The sequence below is a fragment of the Streptomyces sp. f51 genome (genome assembly GCF_037940415.1).
Lineage (GTDB): Bacteria > Actinomycetota > Actinomycetes > Streptomycetales > Streptomycetaceae > Streptomyces.
On sequence record NZ_CP149798.1, the window covers coordinates 4,956,694 to 4,974,897 of the forward strand.

At 70.1% G+C, this 18,204-nt stretch carries 17 protein-coding genes; 7 read left to right on the plus strand and 10 right to left on the minus strand.

Annotated features, from left to right (window positions below; all coding sequences use genetic code 11):
- Positions 1-8: 8 nt before the first annotated feature.
- The 4 genes from WJM95_RS21715 to WJM95_RS21730 all read right to left on the minus strand — a co-directional run bounded on the left by WJM95_RS21715 (position 9) and on the right by WJM95_RS21730 (position 3,428).
- The gene (locus tag WJM95_RS21715; protein WP_339131382.1) at positions 9-527 is read right to left on the minus strand and encodes a GNAT family N-acetyltransferase; all 519 of its coding nucleotides are present in this window, start codon (positions 525-527) and stop codon (positions 9-11) included.
- Between the two features lie 110 nt (positions 528-637).
- Complete coding sequence (locus WJM95_RS21720; RefSeq protein ID WP_339131383.1) at positions 638-2,248, minus strand: sodium:solute symporter family protein; 1,611 nt, start codon at positions 2,246-2,248, stop codon at positions 638-640.
- Entirely contained in the window at positions 2,245-2,508 is a 264-nt protein-coding gene (locus WJM95_RS21725; RefSeq protein WP_339131384.1) for a DUF3311 domain-containing protein, read from the minus strand. Before WJM95_RS21725 ends, WJM95_RS21720 begins: the two co-directional genes overlap by 4 nt.
- Positions 2,509-2,663: 155 nt before the next feature.
- Positions 2,664-3,428, minus strand: coding sequence for a GntR family transcriptional regulator (locus WJM95_RS21730; RefSeq protein WP_339131385.1), 765 nt, complete (start codon positions 3,426-3,428; stop codon positions 2,664-2,666).
- Positions 3,429-3,866: 438 nt separating this feature from the next.
- Between WJM95_RS21730 and WJM95_RS21735 the strand changes: the two genes are divergently transcribed.
- From WJM95_RS21735 to WJM95_RS21750, 4 genes are all read left to right on the plus strand, one after another.
- The gene (locus tag WJM95_RS21735) at positions 3,867-5,150 is read left to right on the plus strand and encodes an extracellular solute-binding protein (protein ID WP_339131386.1); all 1,284 of its coding nucleotides are present in this window, start codon (positions 3,867-3,869) and stop codon (positions 5,148-5,150) included.
- A 142-nt stretch (positions 5,151-5,292) separates the two neighbouring features.
- Complete coding sequence (locus WJM95_RS21740; protein WP_339131387.1) at positions 5,293-6,279, plus strand: sugar ABC transporter permease; 987 nt, start codon at positions 5,293-5,295, stop codon at positions 6,277-6,279.
- The gene (locus WJM95_RS21745; protein WP_339131388.1) at positions 6,276-7,151 is read left to right on the plus strand and encodes a carbohydrate ABC transporter permease; all 876 of its coding nucleotides are present in this window, start codon (positions 6,276-6,278) and stop codon (positions 7,149-7,151) included. The genes WJM95_RS21740 and WJM95_RS21745 overlap by 4 nt, the downstream gene beginning before the upstream one ends.
- A 9-nt stretch (positions 7,152-7,160) precedes the next feature.
- Positions 7,161-8,837 (plus strand): glycoside hydrolase family 3 protein, encoded by a 1,677-nt coding sequence (locus tag WJM95_RS21750; RefSeq protein WP_339131389.1) that lies wholly within the window; start codon positions 7,161-7,163, stop codon positions 8,835-8,837.
- Between the two features lie 124 nt (positions 8,838-8,961).
- Here the strand turns inward: WJM95_RS21750 and nagB are convergent, their stop codons facing one another.
- A complete protein-coding gene (gene nagB / locus WJM95_RS21755; RefSeq protein WP_339131391.1) occupies positions 8,962-9,747 on the minus strand; it encodes a glucosamine-6-phosphate deaminase in 786 nt (261 codons plus the stop codon).
- A 612-nt stretch (positions 9,748-10,359) separates the two neighbouring features.
- Here nagB and WJM95_RS21760 point away from each other — a divergent pair.
- Entirely contained in the window at positions 10,360-11,835 is a 1,476-nt protein-coding gene (locus WJM95_RS21760) for a PAS domain-containing sensor histidine kinase (protein WP_339131392.1), read from the plus strand.
- Positions 11,836-12,116: 281 nt separating this feature from the next.
- On the opposite strand, the gene WJM95_RS21765 is transcribed toward WJM95_RS21760, so the two are convergent.
- The gene (locus WJM95_RS21765; protein WP_006380970.1) at positions 12,117-12,374 is read right to left on the minus strand and encodes a WhiB family transcriptional regulator; all 258 of its coding nucleotides are present in this window, start codon (positions 12,372-12,374) and stop codon (positions 12,117-12,119) included.
- A gap of 317 nt (positions 12,375-12,691) precedes the next feature.
- The gene (locus tag WJM95_RS21770; RefSeq protein WP_339131393.1) at positions 12,692-13,660 is read right to left on the minus strand and encodes a diacylglycerol kinase family protein; all 969 of its coding nucleotides are present in this window, start codon (positions 13,658-13,660) and stop codon (positions 12,692-12,694) included.
- 172 nt (positions 13,661-13,832) lie between these two features.
- Here WJM95_RS21770 and WJM95_RS21775 point away from each other — a divergent pair, with 172 nt between their 5' ends.
- On the plus strand, positions 13,833-14,294 hold the full coding sequence (locus WJM95_RS21775) for a hypothetical protein (protein WP_339131395.1): 462 nt from the start codon (positions 13,833-13,835) through the stop codon (positions 14,292-14,294).
- Positions 14,295-14,438: 144 nt separating this feature from the next.
- On the opposite strand, the gene WJM95_RS21780 is transcribed toward WJM95_RS21775, so the two are convergent.
- The 3 genes from WJM95_RS21780 to WJM95_RS21790 form a co-directional block, all read right to left on the minus strand.
- Entirely contained in the window at positions 14,439-15,581 is a 1,143-nt protein-coding gene (locus WJM95_RS21780; protein WP_339131396.1) for an RNA polymerase sigma factor SigF, read from the minus strand.
- Complete coding sequence (locus WJM95_RS21785; RefSeq protein WP_054228129.1) at positions 15,578-15,991, minus strand: anti-sigma regulatory factor; 414 nt, start codon at positions 15,989-15,991, stop codon at positions 15,578-15,580. Before WJM95_RS21785 ends, WJM95_RS21780 begins: the two co-directional genes overlap by 4 nt.
- A 285-nt stretch (positions 15,992-16,276) precedes the next feature.
- On the minus strand, positions 16,277-16,537 hold the full coding sequence (locus tag WJM95_RS21790; protein WP_339131398.1) for a UBP-type zinc finger domain-containing protein: 261 nt from the start codon (positions 16,535-16,537) through the stop codon (positions 16,277-16,279).
- A 62-nt stretch (positions 16,538-16,599) separates the two neighbouring features.
- On the opposite strand from WJM95_RS21790, the gene WJM95_RS21795 reads away from it, so the two are divergent.
- The gene (locus WJM95_RS21795) at positions 16,600-18,195 is read left to right on the plus strand and encodes a Na+/H+ antiporter (RefSeq protein WP_339131399.1); all 1,596 of its coding nucleotides are present in this window, start codon (positions 16,600-16,602) and stop codon (positions 18,193-18,195) included.
- Positions 18,196-18,204: the final 9 nt, after the last annotated feature.

Here is an 18,204-nt window from a genome sequence, read left to right on the forward strand (position 1 = left end):
CAAGAGCGCTACGCAGCGTGCCGGAACGCCAACTCGTAGGTGAGCAGCCGGATGTCGTCGAGCTCCGGAAGGGGGTTCCAGTCGCGGTCCGGGGTACGGGTGAAGCCGACGCGCTCGTAGAGGCGGTGGGCGCCGCGCATGGTGCGCTGGGTGGACAGCACGAGCCGCGTGCAGCCCTCCAGGGCCCGTGCCCGCGCGACGCAGGCGCGCACGAGGGCCTCGCCCGCGCCCCGGCCGCGCGCCTCGCGCGCGACCGCCAGCATCCGGATCTCGGCCTCCCCGGGGCGCGCGAAGTCGGCCATGGGCCCGGAGTCCGCAACGAAGGTCACACTGCCGAGCACCCGGTCCCCCTCGACGGCCGCGAGCACCTCGGCGACGGCCGCCCGGCTCTCGACGTCCCGCAGCCTTCCGAGGTACGCGTCGCTCTCCCCGAAGTCGAGCAGCCCGTCCCCGAGATAGGCCCGGGCCGTGATCTCGCCGATGACGGGGTACTCCTCGGGCCGCGCCGGCCGGATGACGATGTCCATGCGGGCGAGTGTGCCCGACCGGCACGGCGACGGGCCGCCGGTTTTCCTCCGGCGGCCCGTCGCTCGCGGTTGACGTGGGACCCGGCCCCGCGGGCCGGTACCGGTGTCCTCTAGTGGCTCGCGTCCGCCGTCGCCGGCGGGAGTTCGGTCTCGACGCCCACATCGCCCACGTCGGCCGTGTAGTCCCCGGGGGAGGTCTCGTCGACGCCCTCCGGGGCCTTGAGCGCCCTGAGGACGAAGGTGAGGACCACGGCCACGGCCGCGTTCAGGACGAACGCCGTCAGGCCGATGTAACCGATCTCCCCGATGCCGGGGATGTCCTTCGCGCTGCCGCCGAAGTGCGCCTGGGTCGGGGAGGCCACTCCGTAGGCGGCGATCGTGCCGTAGAGCATGCCGACCGCCCAGCCGCCCAGCAGCGCCCAGCGGTGGAACCAGCGGGTGAAGAGACCGCCGACCAGCGAGGGGAACGTCTGGAGGATCCAGATGCCGCCCAGCAGCTGGAAGTCGATCGCCACGGTCTTGTCCATCGTCAGGACGAAGACCAGGGCGCCCACCTTCACCAGGAGCGAGACCAGCTTGGAGACCCTGGTCTCCTGCCGAGGGGTCGCGGCCGGATTGATGAAGTCCTTGTAGATGTTGCGGGTGAAGAGATTCGCGGCCGCGATCGACATGATGGCCGCGGGGACGAGCGCGCCGATGCCGATGGCGGCGAACGCGACACCCGCGAACCAGTCGGGGAACATGTTCTCGAAGAGCTGGGGGATGGCCAGCTGGCCGTTGGTGACCTTCACCCCGGCGGCGATCGCCATGAACCCGAGCAGGGCGAGCAGGCCCAGCATCAGCGAATACAGCGGCAGGATCGTGGTGTTGCGGCGGATCACCTCCCTGCTGCGGCCGGACAGCGTCGCGGTGACCGAGTGCGGATACATGAACAGCGCGAGCGCCGAACCGAGCGCGAGGGTGGCGTACGTCCACTGGCCCGCCTCGGCGGGGACGAGCCCGCCGGCGCCCGCGGCCGTGTACTTGGCGCCCGCCGCCTTGAAGATCTCGTCGAAGCCGCCGAGCTTGATCGGGATGTAGATGATCGCCACCGCGATCACGATGTAGATCAGCGTGTCCTTCACGAACGCGATCAGTGCGGGCGCCCGCAGCCCCGAGGAGTAGGTGTACGCGGCCAGCACACCGAACGCGATGAGCAGCGGCAGATCCTTGACGAACCAGTTGGAGGACGCGCCGCCGCCCACGCCCATCACGTCCAGGACGGCCTGGATGCCGACGAGTTGGAGCGCGATGTACGGCATGGTCGCGAGGATGCCGGTGACGGCCACGGCCAGGGACAGGCCCTTGGAGCCGAAGCGGCCGCGCACGAAGTCCGAGGTCGTCACATAGCCGTGCCGGTGCGAGACCGACCACAGGCGGGGCAGGAAGGTGAAGATCAGCGGATAGACCAGGATCGTGTACGGCACGGCGAAGAAGCCGGCCGCGCCCGCCGCGTAGACCGCGGCCGGCACGGCGACGAAGGTGTACGCGGTGTACAGGTCGCCGCCGAGCAGGAACCAGGTCACCCAGGTGCCGAAGGACCGTCCGCCCAGGCCCCATTCGTCGAGCGTGTGCTCGTCGGCGGCCCTGCGCCAGCGCGCGGCCAGGAAGCCCATGGCCGTGACGGCCAGGAAGAAGAAGATGAAGACGCCGAGAGCGACGCCGTTCACACCGTCTTTCATGCTTCCGCACCCTCCTTCGCGGAGGTGCGGGCCCGCTGGTCACGCCGCCACAGCTGGTACGCGGTCACGGTCAGCAGCGTGGAGAGGGGCACCCACAGTATTTGGTACCAGTAGAAGAACGGGATACCGATGAACGCCGGGTCGGTCTTCGTGTAGGAGCCGACCCACAGCATCGCCACGAAGGGCGCGAGCAGGCACAGGCCGATCACCACACGCACCGGTGTCACCACCGGTGGTTTCACTTCGGGCAGGTCTGACACAGGTCGTCTCCGTCCCCTCATCGATCACCTGGGTAACGCGCAGGCAATCTAGGGGACGGTCAGGCTTTAGGGAACACCGCAGCGCGGCGGCGGGTGTGGAGGGTTCGTGTCGGGCACGGGGGTGTGCCCCGTGCCCGCGGAGTGCTCCGTACCGCTCAGTCCTGCGGGCGCTTGAGGCGGGCGACGAACTTGTACCGGTCGCCGCGGTACACCGAGCGCACCCATTCCACCGGCTCGCCCTGCCGGTCCAGCGAGTGGCGGGAGAGCATCAGCATGGGCAGGCCCACGTCCGTGCCGAGCAGCCCGGCCTCGCGCGGGGTCGCCAGCGAGGTCTCGATGGTCTCCTCGGCCTCGGCGAGGTGGACGTCGTACACCTCGGCGAGCGCGGTGTAGAGCGAGGTGTACTTGACCAGCGACCTGCGCAGGGCCGGGAAGCGTTTGGCCGAGAGGTGGGTCGTCTCGATGGCCATGGGCTCGCCGCTCGCCAGGCGCAGCCGCTCGATGCGCAGTACGCGTCCGCCGGCGGAGATGTCGAGCAGCCCGGCGAGTGCGTCGTCCGCGGTGATGTAGCCGATGTCCAGGAGCTGCGAGGTGGGTTCGAGGCCCTGGGCGCGCATGTCCTCGGTGTACGAGGTCAGTTGGAGCGCCTGGGAGACCTTCGGCTTGGCGACGAAGGTGCCCTTGCCCTGGATGCGTTCGAGCCGGCCCTCGACGACCAGCTCCTGGAGGGCCTGCCGCACCGTGGTCCGCGAGGTGTCGAACTCGGCGGCGAGGGTCCGCTCCGGCGGCACCGGCGTACCGGGCGGCAGCGTGTCCGTCATGTCGAGCAGATGCTTCTTGAGGCGGTAGTACTTGGGCACGCGCGCGGTACGGATGGGCGCCCCACCCTCGTTCTCCGCACTGCTGACGTCGGTGCTCATGCTCTGCCTTCCCGGCTCCGGATGCCGATGCGACCGCCATGTCGTCGGCCACGGCTCACATCGTGGCACGGCTTGCTGTTCGCGTGTTCCCCGCACGCTCCGTGATCCCCTCTATATACCGTCGGCGCACTCGTTGGTCTAGTCCATCGCGCGCAGACCGTGGGACCGGAGCCGCCGTGCACGGTCCGTGAGCGGTTCCTTCGCAGGCCGCGAACTCGGCCGTATTTTGTGCCGCTTGGCTACTTAAAGGTCCTTGCATATGTAGGTCCCATAACGGCCGACTGGACGGGCTTACACACCCTTGACACCCCCCTAGGTCTAGGCCAAGCTCCGGGTACTGGTCTACACCATTGGTCCAGTCCCGGCCCCACGGGCGGTACACGGCTTATGTCACCGCGGGGGAGCAGGGGGGTTTGTGGCATCCCTGAGGAGGGTGGCGTGAAGCGCAAGCTGATAGCCGCGATCGGTATCGCGGGCATGATGTTCTCCGTCGCGGCGTGCGGGAACGACAACAAGTCCGGGGGGTCGGACAAGGGCGCGGACGCCAAGGAGCTGACGGTCTGGCTCACGGTCGACGCGCAGAACAACTGGCCCGAGCTGGTCAAGCAGGCCGACTCGGCGATCGAGGCGAAGCACCCCGGCATCAAGATCAAGCACGAGTACTACGGCTGGCCGGACAAGAACACCAAGCTCGACGCGGTCCTCGCCACCGACAAGGCGCCGGACGTGGTCGAGATGGGCAACACCGAGATGCTCGGCTACATGGTCAAGGGCGCCTTCGCCCCCCTCGACGCGTCGAAGTTCGACAACTCGAGCGCCTGGCTCGACGGCCTCAAGGAGTCCGTGACCTACGACGGCAAGACCTACGGCGTGCCGTACTACGCCGGTGGCCGCGTGGGCAACTGGCGCAAGGACATCGCGGCCTCGGTCGGCGTGAAGTCCACGCCGAAGACGTACGCGGAGCTCACCTCCGACCTGGACAAGATCCAGAAGAAGCAGGGCGGCAAGTTCAGCGCCTGGTACCAGCCCACCCGCGACTGGTACGCGGCCATGTCCTTCGTCTACGACGCCGGCGGCTCCATCGCGAAGGAGGAGGGCGGCCAGTGGAAGGCCAACCTCTCCTCGCCCGAGTCGGTCAAGGGTCTCAACGAGTTCAAGACCATCGTCGACAAGTACATGCACGGCGACAAGACCAAGGACGAGTCCGACCGTTACATCGTCTACGGCCAGGGCAAGTCCGGCATGATCTTCGGTGCCGCCTGGGAGGGCGCGACCGCCGAGGACCCGAAGAGCGACAAGACCGGCAAGCTCAAGGGCAACCTCGAGAACTTCGTGATGCCCGGCCCGTCCGGCAAGAACCTCCCGGTCTTCCTGGGCGGCTCCGACCTCGCCGTCCCGGTGAAGTCGAAGGCGCAGGCCGTCGCCGCCGAGTGGATCAACGCGTTCACCGGCGCCAAGGGCCAGAAGGGTCTGATGGGCAAGGGCAACCTGCCCAACAACAAGACCGACCTCGTCAGCCTCCAGAGCGACCCGAAGACGGCCGTTCCGGCGACCGCCGCCGAGTCCAGCTGGTTCGTCCCGATGGCGCCGGGCTGGGGCCAGGTCGAGAAGGCCCAGGTCCTTCAGACCATGCTCCAGAACATCGGCACCGGCAAGAAGTCCGTCGCGGACGCCGCGAAGGAAGCGGACGCCGCGATCGACAAGGTCATCAACACCAAGTGACCTGAGAGCAGGGCCCCGTCGGTCCTCCGCCACGGAGGGACGGGGCCCTGCCTCCCGTACGGCCCGGCCGGGGCAGCCCCGGCCGCCCGGCCGTACGGGCCTTCGCTTTCGTACGACCTGAGGGACCGCTGAGGAGCGCGCGATGAGTGCCGCAGACACGACCACCCACGCCAAGGTGCCGCCGCCGCGGCAGGCACCGCCACCGGCCGCCGCCAAGGCGCCACGCGCCCGGCGGACCAGGGGTGCGGCCGCGGCCCCATGGGCCCTGCTCGCGCCCTGTCTGCTGGTCCTCGCGCTGGTCCTCGGCTATCCCCTGGTGCGCCTGGTCACGCTCTCCTTCCAGAAGTTCGGGCAGTCCCAGCTCTGGGGCTTCCAGCCGCCGGAGTCGGTCGGCCTCGACAACTTCAAGGGCGTGCTCTCGGACGGCGAGTTCTGGCAGGTGGTCGTCAGGACCATCCTGTTCGCCGGCGGGGCCGTCGTCTTCACGATGGTCGCCGGCATGCTGATCGCCCTGCTCCTCCAGCGGGTCTCCGGCTGGATGAAGACGCTGATCAACATCGTGCTGGTGGCCAGCTGGGGCATGCCCATCATCGTGGCCACCACCGTCTTCAAATGGCTCTTCGACTCCGACTACGGCATCTTCAACGCGCTGCTCAGCAAACTCCCGGGCGTCGACATGATCGGCCACAACTGGTTCGCCAGCGGAACGCAGGGCCTGAGCGTGATCATGCTCCTGGTCGTCTGGGGCGCGGTGCCCTTCGTGGTCATCACCCTCAGCGCGGGACTCACCCAGGTCCCCGCCGAGCTGGAGGAGGCCGCACGGCTGGACGGCGCGGGGTCCTGGGGCGTCTTCCGCCATGTCACCCTGCCGATCCTCAAGCCGATCATCGTCATGCTGACGACGCTCTCCGTCATCTGGGACATGGGCGTCTTCCCGCAGGTCTTCGTGATGCGAGGCGGCCACCCCGAGGCCGAGTTCCAGCTGCTCACCACGTACTCCTACGACCGGGCCTTCGTCGTCAACGACTACGCGCAGGGGTCGGCGATCGCCGTCCTGACCGTGCTGCTGCTCCTGGGCGTGGTCGCCGTGTACATGCGTCAGATGCTCCAGATCGGAGAGGTCGAATGAGTTCCCTCGCCACGTCCGGGCGTACGTCCGCCACGGGGCGGAAGTCCTCCGGGCCCCGCAAGTCCAAGCTCGGCTGGAACCTGCTCGGCCTGTTCGTCTTCCTCGCCGCGGGCTTCCCCGTCTACTGGATGCTCAACACGGCGATCAAGCCGGCCAAGGACGCGATCGACCCCGATCCGAGCCTGCTCCCCACTGGGTTCACGCTCGACAACTTCCGCCGCGCGCTGGACATCGCCGACTTCTGGGGCCCGGTGGGCCGCAGCCTGATCGTGTCGGTCTCGGTGGTCGTGGTCGGCATCGCGGTCGGCATGCTGGCCGCGCTGGCCATCTCCCGCTTCGCCTTCCGCGGCCGCAAGGTCGTGATCGTGGGCATCCTCGCGGTCCAGATGATCCCGCTGGTCGCCATGATCATCCCGGTCTTCCTGCTGCTGAACGACCTGCACCAGTACGACAAGCTCTCCGGTCTGATCCTCACGTATCTGACCTTCATCCTCCCCTTCACGGTGTGGACACTGCGCGGCTTCATCGTCAACATCCCGAAGGAGCTGGAGGAGGCGGCCATGGTCGACGGATGCAGCCGCACCGGCGCCTTCATCCGCGTGGTCTTCCCGCTGCTGGCCCCCGGCCTGGTCGCGACGTCCGTCTACGCCTTCATCCAGGCCTGGAACGAGTACCTCTACGCCCTCATGCTGCTGAGCCAGGAGAACCAGACCGCCACGGTCTGGCTCGGCAACTTCACCACCAAGCACGGCACCGAGTACGCCCCGATGATGGCCGGAGCCACCCTGATGGCCGTGCCGATCGTCGTCCTGTTCCTCCTCGTCCAGCGGAAGATGGCCGCGGGTCTGACCGCGGGCGCCGTGAAGGGATAACGCCACCCGATGACGACATTCGCCAGCGGTACAGACACCCTGACGCGCGACGCCCTCACCGTGCTCCAGCCCGGTTTCACCGGGACCACGGCCCCGGACTGGCTGCTGCGCCGTCTCGGGGAGGGCCTCGCCTCCGTCGGACTGTTCGGCCGCAACATCGCCTCGCCCGGCCAACTGGCCGCCCTGACCGCCCAGTTGCGGGTGGAACGTGACGACGTCCTGGTCGCCATCGACGAGGAGGGCGGTGACGTCACCCGCCTGGAGGTGCGCACCGGGTCGTCCTTCCCCGGCAACCACGCGCTGGGCGCCGTCGACGACGTGGCCCTCACCGAGCAGGTCGCCCTCGAACTCGGCCGCAGACTGGCCGCGTGCGGGGTGAACCTCAACTGGGCTCCGTCCGCCGACGTGAACTCCAACCCCGCCAACCCGGTCATCGGCGTACGGTCCTTCGGCGCCGACACCGGTCTGGTGGCCCGGCACACGGCCGCCTACGTCACCGGCCTCCAGGCCGCCGGCGTGGCCGCCTGCACCAAGCACTTCCCGGGCCACGGGGACACCGCGGTGGACTCCCACCACGCCCTGCCGCGCATCGACGCGGACCTGTCGGTCCTCCAGTCCCGCGAACTCGTCCCCTTCCGGGCCGCGATCGCCGCGGGCAGCCGGGCCGTGATGAGCGCGCACATCCTCGTCCCGGCCCTGGACCCGGAGCGTCCGGCCACCCTCTCCCGCCGCATCCTCACGGGTCTGCTGCGCGAGGAGCTCGGCTACGACGGCCTCATCGTCACCGACGGCATGGAGATGCAGGCCATCGCGGCGACGTACGGCATCGAGCGGGGCAGCGTGCTGGCCATCGCGGCCGGCGCGGACGCCATCTGCGTCGGCGGGGGACTGGCGGACGACGACACCGTGCGGCGGCTGCGTGACGCCCTGGTCTCCGCCGTCAGGACCGGCGAACTCTCCGAGGAGCGCCTCGCGGACGCGGCGAACCGGGTGCGGGCGCTGGCCGAGTGGACGGCCGCGGCCTCCGCCGCCCGCGAGGGCTCCCCGGCCCCCTCCGGTCCGGTGGCCCTCTCGCGCACGAATGGCTTGAACGGCTCGAACACCTCGAACGGCTCGGCCGGTACGGGCGGGGCGAGCGGTACGGGTGGTACGGGTGTCACCGGTGGCGCGGGCGCTGCGGACGGTACGGGTGGTGCCGGTGCCGAGAGCGGTGCGGGCACTACGGGTGGTTCCGGCGGAGCCGCCGACGTGGGCCTGGTCGCCGCCCGGCGGGCGCTGACCGTGACCCGCTCCGCGGCGTACACCCCGCTCACCCGGGCTCCCTACGTGGCCGCGCTCACCCCGGTCGCGAACATCGCCGTCGGTGACGAGACCCCCTGGGGCGTGGCGGCGGAGCTGGCCCGGCTGTTCCCCGGCACCGCGACCGGCAGCTTCAGCGGGGAAGACGCGGGTGCCTCGGCCCTCGCGGCCGCCGCCGGCCGGCCCCTCGTCGCGGTGGTCCGTGACGAGCACCGTCACCCCTGGATGGCCACGGCCCTCGACACCCTGCTGGCCGCCCGCCCCGACACCGTCGTGGTCGAGATGGGCGTCCCCCAGTCGGCGCCCCGCGGCGCCCTGCACATCGCCACCCACGGCGCGGCCAGGGTCTGCGGCCAGGCGGCGGCGGAGGCCATCGCGGGCGGATGACGAACCGGGCCCCCGGCGCGCGGACGGCGAGCCCGGGGCCCGGTCACCGAGCACGATGCCGGGCACTCCTTCGGGAGTGCCCGGCATCGGTCCGTCCGCGCGGTGGCGGGCCGTTTCGGCGGTTCTAGATGCCCTGCCAGTCCGGCTTCGCGGCGAAGGTCTGGCGGAAGTACTCCGCGAGCTTCAGCTTGGACGCGGCGGCCTCGTCGACGACCACCGTCGCGTGCGGGTGCAGCTGGAGCGCCGACGCAGGGCAGACCGCGGCGACCGGACCCTCGACCGTCGCCGCCACGGCGTCCGCCTTGCCCTCGCCGGTCGCGAGCAGCACCAGGTGGCGCGCCTCCAGGATCGTGCCGATGCCCTGGGTGATGACGTGGTGCGGCACCTGCTCGATGTCGCCGTCGAAGAACCGCGCGTTGTCCACCCGGGTCTGCTCGGTCAGCGTCTTGATCCGGGTCCGCGAGGCGAGCGAGGAGCAGGGTTCGTTGAACCCGATGTGCCCGTCCGTCCCGATCCCCAGCAGCTGGAGATCGACCCCGCCGGCCGCCGCCAGCTCCCTGTCGTAGGCCTCGCACGCGGCCTGGACGTCCGTCGCCGTGCCGTCGGGCCCCATGAACGCGTCCATGCCGATGCCCAGCGGCTCCAGCACCTCGCGCCGCAGCACGGAGCGGTAGGACTCGGGGTGCTCCGCCGGCAGGCCCACGTACTCGTCGAGCTGGGCGATGCGCGCGCCCGAGGCGTCCACGGCACCGGAACGCACCCGGGCCGCCAGCGCCGTGTAGATGGGCAGCGGCGTCGAGCCGGTGGCCACGCCGAGGAGCGCGCCGGGCTTGCGTCCGAGCAGTTCCGCCATGGCCTCGGCGATCAGCTCGCCGCCCGCCTTGGCGTCCGGGACGATGACAACTTCCACGCTGGGCCTGCCGATCTGGAGAGGGGAATCGGGAACGCGACCGAATCCGAAGGGGGACACATGTGGTATAGACCAATCTAGCAGAGGGTCACCCTTCCGTCGCCCCGGTGCGGGGCGCGTCACGGGGTGAATCGCCGGACGGAAACGGACTCTTGGATTCCGGCGTCCGGGCGGTCGGGCCCGCGTCCACGCCGCCCGTTCGTGATCCGAGGCGGGATAGCCTGACGGGCGCTCCTGGTGTTGGATGAGGGGACGACCGGGACCGCGACGCCCGGGCCGGGCGCGTGAAGCCGCCCGCCGACGCATGGACGCGGAAGCATGGTCTAGTCCACAATGCTCTGAGAAACTGAATAAGCCTCCGTCTTCCCCGCACAGGAGGACGGACCGAGGAACCGGCGCTCTCTGCCCTGACTGCACCGGCTCCTCTCTTCGGCCGACCGGGACCGCACACCCCACGGCCGATGTTGCTCCGGGCTGCGGTGCCGGGAGGGTTGAGGGTCCCTCTCAGGCGCCGCGGCCCGCGGGTGTCTCCGGGGCCTCACGGCGTTCCCCGGGCCCCGGGCGCGTGGCCGATTTCGGGACCTGTCGGATCCGCCGGGTACGCTCGCACACGTGCCCTCCATGAACGATCTCGTACGCCAGCACACAGCCCTCGACGACTCCGATCTCGAGTGGCTGCATCTGCTGGTCTCGGAGTGGCAGCTGCTCTCCGACCTCTCCTTCGCCGACCTCGTCCTGTGGGTTCCCACCCGCGACGGCACCCGCTACGTCTCGGTCGCCCAGATGCGCCCGAACACCGGGCCCACCTCGTACCAGGACGACATGGTCGGCCATCTGGTCCCGCGCGGCCGCCGCCCCCTGCTGGACGCGGCACTCGACGAGGGCCGGATCGTGCGCGAGGGCGACCCCGAGTGGCGCGAGGAGGTGCCGGTCCGCGTCGAGTCCATTCCCGTACGACGTGAGGGCCGCGTCCTCGGTGTCATCGCGCGCAACACCAACCTGCTCACCGTGCGTACCCCGAGCCGTCTCGAACTGACGTATCTCCAGAGCGCCTCCGACCTCGCGCAGATGATCGCCGCGGGCACCTTCCCGTTCCCCGACCAGCAGGTCGACATGGACGCCTCGCCCCGGGTCGGCGACGGACTGATCAGGCTCGACGCCGACGGCATCGTCCAGTACGCCTCTCCGAACGCCCTCTCCGCGTACCACCGCATCGGTCTGGCCTCCGACCTGGTGGGCCACAACCTCGGGTCCACGACCGCCGAACTCGCCCCGTCCCGGGGCCCGGTGGACGAGGCGCTGTCGAAGGTGGCCAGCGGCTGGGCGCCCCGCGAGTTCGAGATCGAGAGCGCCGACGGAGTGATCCAGCTCCGGGCGATCCCGCTCAAGCCCAAGGGCACCCGCGTCGGTTCCCTGGTCCTGCTCCGCGACGTCACCGAACTGCGCCGCCGCGAGCGCGAGTTGATCACCAAGGACGCCACCATCCGGGAGATCCACCACCGGGTGAAGAACAACCTCCAGACCGTGGCGGCCCTGCTGCGGCTCCAGGCCCGCCGCATCGACTCGGACCGGGGCCGGGAGGCCCTGGAGGAGGCCGTGCGCCGCGTCGGCTCGATCGCGATCGTGCACGAGACGCTCTCCCAGAACCTGGACGAGCGCGTGGAGTTCGACGAGATCGCCGACCGGGTGCTCGCCATGGTCGCCGAGATCTCGCCGGGCAAGGTCACCGGCCGGCGCACCGGCCGCTTCGGCATCCTGGACGCCGAGGTCGCGACCCCGCTGTCCATGGTGCTCACCGAGATCCTCCAGAACGCGCTGGAGCACGGCTTCCGCGAGGGAGACCGGGGGACGGTCGAGGTCTCCGCGGTCCGCGGCGGCACCTCGAAGGACGCCCGGCTGCTGGTCACCGTCCAGGACGACGGGGTCGGACTGCCCGAGGGCTTCGACCCGCACCGCTCGGGCAACCTCGGCCTCCAGATCGTACGGACGCTGGTGGAGGGCGAGTTGGGCGGCACCTTCGACATGGTGGCCGCTCCCGAGCGCGGCACCCAGGTGCTCCTGGACATCCCGGTGGTCGTGCCCAAGTGACGTCCCGTCCCCGGGGCGCGTGAGCCGCGGGCGGGCGGCGCCGGGTTCGTAAGAATCACGCAAGAGGCCGGTGGGCGGCGGCAGTCGGGGCCCACCGGACCTCGTCACTCACCGTGACACGTCCCGGACGCGAACAGCAATGAGCCCCGGACCATCAAGTGGTCCGGGGCTGAAAGCTCGTTGCATCAAGCGCATCGGGGTACTGCGCGCTGCGGCTCGGGGGCGGGAGTTGCGTACTCGCTGTACGCGCCGCCAAGCTCAGGCTCGTGCGGGGTGGAACGTCAGGCGGTGGCCTGACGAGCTCGGTTGCGGGCGGCACGGCGCTTCATTGCGCGGCGTTCGTCCTCGCTGAGGCCACCCCAGACGCCGGAGTCCTGGCCGGACTCGAGCGCCCACTGCAAGCACTGCTCCATGACGGGGCAGCGGCGGCAGACGGCCTTGGCTTCCTCGATCTGCAGCAGCGCAGGACCGGTGTTGCCGATGGGGAAGAAGAGCTCGGGGTCTTCCTCGCGGCAAACGGCGTTGTGACGCCAGTCCATGGCTGCTACCTCTCCTTGGTATTACATGCACGTTGCTTGTGAATGTGAACGCTTTCACGAATCCCTCAACAAGTGAAGGGCCGACAACCAGACGGACTGGTGTGGTCCTTGATTTGAGGAGGGGTTCCGGTGCTCTGTGGGGCCGATGTTGCGGGCCGTCCCGAGCGCCACGTAGAGACTCGCAAACCTCAGCGGCGGATACAACCCCTTCCGGAAAGTTTTTTTTGATTCCTCGGTGTCGGCTGAGTCACAGCCGTACTTCCATGGGGTGGACCGTGGCCTAAACGTTCGAGTGAAAGGAGTTTGGCCCCTTCCACTCACACAATCACACGCAGTGCACGGCGTACGCCTGTGAACGTCACGCTTGTACGCAGTCCCAGATGGTCGCCGTCCATCTGAAGGGGGAGTGGAACCTTCGAATGCAAGGTGAAGTCCGTCAGGTCATGCAGAGTGACGGCGTGCTTGCCGTGGGGTCCACGCTCGGGGGACGAAGTGAGCAACTGGGTGGCATACCGGGCGACCGAGGGCGTCGACATGCGGCTGAGCGCGAGTACGTCGAGTCCGGTATCGAACGAGGCCTTAGGTGTCGCGTACACCGGACGATTGCCGAGAAACGTCCACGGCGAGGTGTTGCAGATGATGGACAGGACCAGATCGGTGACCGGGTCGGCGCCGGGGCGCTCCAGGGTGATCACTCCGCGCCGGCGGTGGGGATCGTCCAGAAACTGGCGCAGTACTTGGCGGAGATACAGCGCATGCGTGGAGCGCCGGCCCAGCTCGCGCTGCTGTTCGACCCGTCCCACCACTCCCGCGTCGAAGCCGAGTCCGGCGCAGAAGGTGAACCAGCGGGAGGGGACGGACTCGTCCTCGGTGCCGGGGGTTCCCGCGGCGAGACCGAGGCCGACCGTGCGCTCGCGCTCCTCGCGCAGCGCGTCCAGCAGGGCGCCGGTCGCCTCGACGGCGTCGTTCGGCAGGCCCAGGGCGCGGGCGAAGACATTGGTGGAGCCGCCGGGGACCACGGCGAGGCCCGGGAGGCGCTGGAGGTCGGGACCCCGGTGCAGAAGACCGTTCACGACCTCGTTGACCGTGCCGTCCCCGCCCAGGGCCACGACCAGGTCTATGTCGTCGCTGTCGGCGGCCTGCCGGCCGAGGTCCCGGGCGTGCCCGCGGTACTCGGTCGTGACCACTTCCAGTTTCATCTCACTGGCCAACGCGTGGATCAGCACGTCACGCGTGCGCGCACTGGTGGTGGTTGCCGCCGGATTGACCACGAGAAGTGCACGCATGCGATGCAGCGTACCTACTGGGTGGTACTCGTCCCAGACCGAGGTAGGGATCAAGTAAGAGTCCGCAGGTGGAGCGGGGGTGCGGAACGGGACCGGCGCGAGGCCCGGGGCGGTTGCGGTTCCCGGCCCCCGGGGCACCCGGACGCCCAGGACCGGCGGCTACTCTTCGGGGGTGAGCCGTGAGCAGAATCCCACCCCCGACGCCCCCCACCCCGACGCCCGCCCCGGTCGGCTGACCGCCGCGGCGGCGCTGGCCGCGCTGGAGGGGACCGCCCTCGTGGCGGGCGGCGTCTGTGTCCTCGTCCTCGGACTCACCGGCGATCCCGACAGCCGGCAGCAGGCCGTTACCGGCGGCATCACGCTGATCGCCCTCGCGCTGCTGCCGCTGCTCGCCGCGCGCGGACTGCTGCTGCGCCGCTCCTGGAGCCGGGGCCCGGCCCTGGTCACCCAGATCCTGGCCCTGCCCGTCGCCTACACCCTGCTCCAGGCCGACAGCGTCGCCATCCCCGCCGGGATCGCCCTCGGGGTGGTCGCGCTGGTGGCCTTCGTGCTGCTGGTGAACCCGGAAACGACACGGGCCCTCGGAATCCGAGGGCCCGGCGGTGACGTGCGGGACGCACCGGAAGAGAAGTAGCCGGGGCTCACGCCCCTGACGCTCCAGGACCACCTCCTGGGGACGCGCGCTCCGGGCCCGCGCTCCGGGATTCCCTCCCGTGGACGTGCGCTCCGGGGATCGCTCCCCGGAACCGGCGCCGCGGAGCTCACCCCCGCGGCCGCCTCACTCCTCGACGAGGAGCTTCTCCCGCAGCTGGGCCAGCGTGCGGGCCAGCAGCCGGGAGACGTGCATCTGCGAGATGCCGACCTCCTGCGCGATCTGCGACTGGGTCATGTTGCCGAAGAAGCGAAGAAGCAGGATCCGCTTCTCCCGCGGAGGCAGGTCCTCCAGCAGCGGCTTCAGCGACTCGCGGTACTCGACCCCCTCCAGCGCCTCGTCCTCGGCGCCCAGGGTGTCCGCGACCGCGGGGGACTCGTCGTCCGTGTCGGGGACGTCCAGGGACAGCGTGGAGTACGCGTTGGCGGACTCCAGGCCCTCCAGGACCTCCTCCTCCGAGATGGCCAGCTTCTCGGCCAGCTCGTGGACCGTCGGGGAGCGGCCGTGCAGCTGGGACAGCTCCGCGGTCGCCGTGGTCAGCGCGAGGCGCAGTTCCTGAAGACGGCGCGGGACGCGCACCGCCCAGCCCTTGTCGCGGAAGTGCCGCTTGATCTCGCCGACCACCGTCGGCGTCGCGTACGTCGAGAACTCGACACCGCGCTCCGGGTCGAACCGGTCGACCGACTTGATCAGCCCGATCGTCGCGACCTGGGTCAGGTCGTCCAGCGGCTCACCGCGGTTGCGGAAGCGGCGGGCCAGGTGCTCCACGAGCGGCAGGTGCATGCGGACCAGCTGGTTGCGCAGCTCCGCGTACTCGGCGCTGCCGTCCTGGAGCTTGCGCAGCTCGATGAACATCGCCCGCGCCCCGCTGCGGTCCTGCGGGTCGTGCTGGACGTGCTGGGTGCTCGGCCCGTGCTGCGCGCCCTGCGCACCCTGATCGGGCTCCCGCTCGTGCTGCGCGCCCTGCACGTTCTGCTCCGCGTTTCGCTCGTGCTCGCTCATAGTCCCGCCCGTCACCATTTCCCGAGCTCGAGGCTCTTCCCCCGTGTCCTCGGCCGCGCTCGAACCGGGGGGACCTCCCCGGACGGGGAAGGCTCCCGGCTCCGCCGCCGAGGAGACGTCGATCTCCGGATGCGGCCGGGCCTGTTCGGGGATGCCGTCGACGCCGTCCGCAGTGTGCCGCGGCCCGGCCGGGCCGTCGGCGCGCCCCGCGGGAGGCTCCCGTGTGCCGCGCTCTTCGTCCCGCACCGGCCCGTCCCCGTTCCTCACGCCGGCCCGGGTCCCGCGCCGCGCTGTTTGTAGAGGCTGATCGAAACGGTCTTGTCCTCGGCGACGGTGGAGTCGACCTTGCCCGCGAGTGCCGACAGGACGGTCCACGCGAAGGTGTCACGTGACGGAGCGTGACCGTCGGTGGTGGGCGCCGAGACCGTGACCTCCAGTGAGTCGTCGATCAGCCGGAAGACACAGCTGAGCACCGAACCGGGGACGGCCTGCTGAAGCAGGATCGCGCATGCCTCGTCCACCGCGATGCGCAGATCCTCGATCTCGTCGAGGGTGAAGTCCAAACGGGCCGCCAGCCCGGCCGTGGCCGTGCGCAGTACCGACAGGTAGGCACCCGCGGCGGGCAGCCGGACTTCCACGAAGTCCTTCGTCGCGGGCTCGCCTGCGATCTGGGACACCCTCACCTCCAAGGTGGTACAAGCTCATTCGAGCTCTTTTCGGGGGCCGAGGGTCGCCCCCCGGGGTAACGCGCTACGTCGTTCTGCGGTGACGCTACCGCGCTCCCGACTTTCCTGTCCTGGGGACCCCGCCCCTTGCTGTCACTCATAGTAAGCCCATGAGTACGGACAGTGGCTAGAGGTCTGCGGCCCCAAATAGGAAGAGCGCGCGCCGGGTTGACGTACCCAGACGTCAGACCCTCGAACCGTCCGGATCGTGAGTCACGCGCGTACGTGATCCACGGCTCAGACCAGGACGTGGTCCACGAAACACCAACGCCAGTTCTCCCCCTGCTCGAACGTGCGCATGATCGGATGTCCGGTGTCGTCGTGATGGGCCGAGGCGTGCCTCAGGGGTGAGGAGTCGCAACAGGCGAGATGCCCGCACTCCAGACACAGCCGGAGCTGCACCGGGTGGGTGCCGGCGGCCACGCACTCCAGGCAGGTCTCGCTCCCGGGGACGGGTTCGGGCTGCGGCAGCGCTTCGGCGTGCGTGCACTGTTTCATGATTGCCAGGTTACGTCGGGCGCGCGGGATGCCGCGCGGAAAAAGAGGGCGGGCGGAAGACGATGGACGTGTTGCCACTGCTGTTGCTGGTCGCGGGGAGCGCGGCGGTCGCCGGGGCCGCCCGCCGCACCCCGGTCCCGGCACCCCTGCTGATCGTCGCCGTGGCCCTGCTGGTCTCGTACGTCCCCGGGGTGCCCGCGTACGAACTCGACCCCGAGGTCGTGCTCCCCCTGGTGCTGCCCCCGCTGCTGTACACGGCGGCCACCGACAGCTCCTACCTGGACCTGAGAGCCCAGTTGAGGCCCGTCGCCCTGCTGTCGGTCGGGTACGTCCTCTTCGCGACCCTCGTGGTCGGCTGGGCCGCCTATCTGCTCGTACCGGGCCTGCCGCTGCCCGCGGCCCTCGTCCTGGGCGCCGTGGTCGCGCCGCCGGACGCCGTGGCCGCGACCGCCGTCGCCCGCCGGGTGGGACTGCCCTCACGGATCACCACGATCCTCCAGGGCGAGTCCCTGGTGAACGACGCCACCGCGATCACCGCCTACAGGGTGGCGCTCGCCGCGGCCGTCGGCGAGGGCGCGACCTGGGCGGGCGGCATCGGCGAGTTCCTGCTCGCGGCGGTCGGCGGCGTGGTCGTCGGGCTCGCCCTGATGATCCCGATCCACTGGCTGCGCACGCACATGAACGAGGCGCTCCTCCAGAACACCCTCTCCCTGCTGATCCCCTTCGTCGCCTACGGGATCGCCGAGCAGCTGCACGCCTCCGGAGTGCTCGCGGTCGTCGTCGTCGCGCTCTACCTCGGACACCGCTCCTGGGAGGTGGACTTCGCGACCAGACTCCAGGAGGAGGCGGTGTGGAAGATGGTCGCCTTCGTCCTGGAGTCCGCGGTGTTCGCGCTCATCGGACTCCAGCTGCCGGTCGTCCTCAAGGGCCTCGGGGCCTACAAGGGCACGAGCGCCGCCTGGTACGCCGTCGCCCTCTTCCTCGTCGTCGTCGCCACCCGCTTCGTCTGGGTGTACCCCGCCACCTTCCTGCCCCGCCTGCTGTCGGCGCGCATCCGCGAACGCGAGGACAACCCCACCTGGAAGGGGCCGTTCATCATCGGCTGGGCCGGCATGCGCGGGGTCGTCTCGCTCGCCATCGCCTTCTCCATCCCGCTCACCGTGGACGACGGCGGGGCCTTCCCCGAGCGCAACCTGATCCTCTTCCTGACCTTCACCACCGTCATCGGCACGCTGGTCGTGCAGGGCCTGACCCTGCCCCCGCTCATCCGGATGCTGAACCTGCCCGGACGCGACACCCAGGCCGAGACCCTCGCCGAGGCCAACGCCCAGGCGCAGGCCTCCCGCGCGGCCGAGGAGCGCCTCGACGAACTCCTCGCCGACGAGCGCAACGCCCTGCCCCCGCCGCTCGCCGAGCGGCTGCGCACGGTCATGGAGCGGCGCCGCAACGCCGTCTGGGAACGGCTCGGCGCGGTCAACCCGGTCACCGGCGAGACCGCGGACGACACCTACCGCCGGCTGTCCCGCGAGATGATCGGCACCGAGCGCGACGTCTTCGTCAAGCTGCGCGACCACCGCTACATCGACGACGAGATGCTGCGCACGCTGCTGCGCCGGCTGGACCTGGAGGAGGCGGCGGCCTACCGGGAGGCGGCCTGAGATCCAGGA

What these genes read in the sequence shown, in the direction of transcription:
- WJM95_RS21715 (WP_339131382.1), bottom strand. Translation starts at nt 527, where the DNA reads ATGGACATCGTCATCCGGCCGGCGCGGCCCGAGGAGTACCCCGTCATC.
- WJM95_RS21720 (WP_339131383.1), bottom strand. Translation starts at nt 2,248, where the DNA reads ATGAAAGACGGTGTGAACGGCGTCGCTCTCGGCGTCTTCATCTTCTTC.
- WJM95_RS21730 (WP_339131385.1), bottom strand. Translation starts at nt 3,428, where the DNA reads ATGAGCACCGACGTCAGCAGTGCGGAGAACGAGGGTGGGGCGCCCATC.
- WJM95_RS21740 (WP_339131387.1), top strand. Translation starts at nt 5,293, where the DNA reads ATGAGTGCCGCAGACACGACCACCCACGCCAAGGTGCCGCCGCCGCGG.
- WJM95_RS21745 (WP_339131388.1), top strand. Translation starts at nt 6,276, where the DNA reads ATGAGTTCCCTCGCCACGTCCGGGCGTACGTCCGCCACGGGGCGGAAG.
- WJM95_RS21750 (WP_339131389.1), top strand. Translation starts at nt 7,161, where the DNA reads ATGACGACATTCGCCAGCGGTACAGACACCCTGACGCGCGACGCCCTC.
- WJM95_RS21765 (WP_006380970.1), bottom strand. Translation starts at nt 12,374, where the DNA reads ATGGACTGGCGTCACAACGCCGTTTGCCGCGAGGAAGACCCCGAGCTC.
- WJM95_RS21770 (WP_339131393.1), bottom strand. Translation starts at nt 13,660, where the DNA reads ATGCGTGCACTTCTCGTGGTCAATCCGGCGGCAACCACCACCAGTGCG.
- WJM95_RS21790 (WP_339131398.1), bottom strand. Translation starts at nt 16,537, where the DNA reads ATGAAACAGTGCACGCACGCCGAAGCGCTGCCGCAGCCCGAACCCGTC.
- WJM95_RS21795 (WP_339131399.1), top strand. Translation starts at nt 16,600, where the DNA reads ATGGACGTGTTGCCACTGCTGTTGCTGGTCGCGGGGAGCGCGGCGGTC.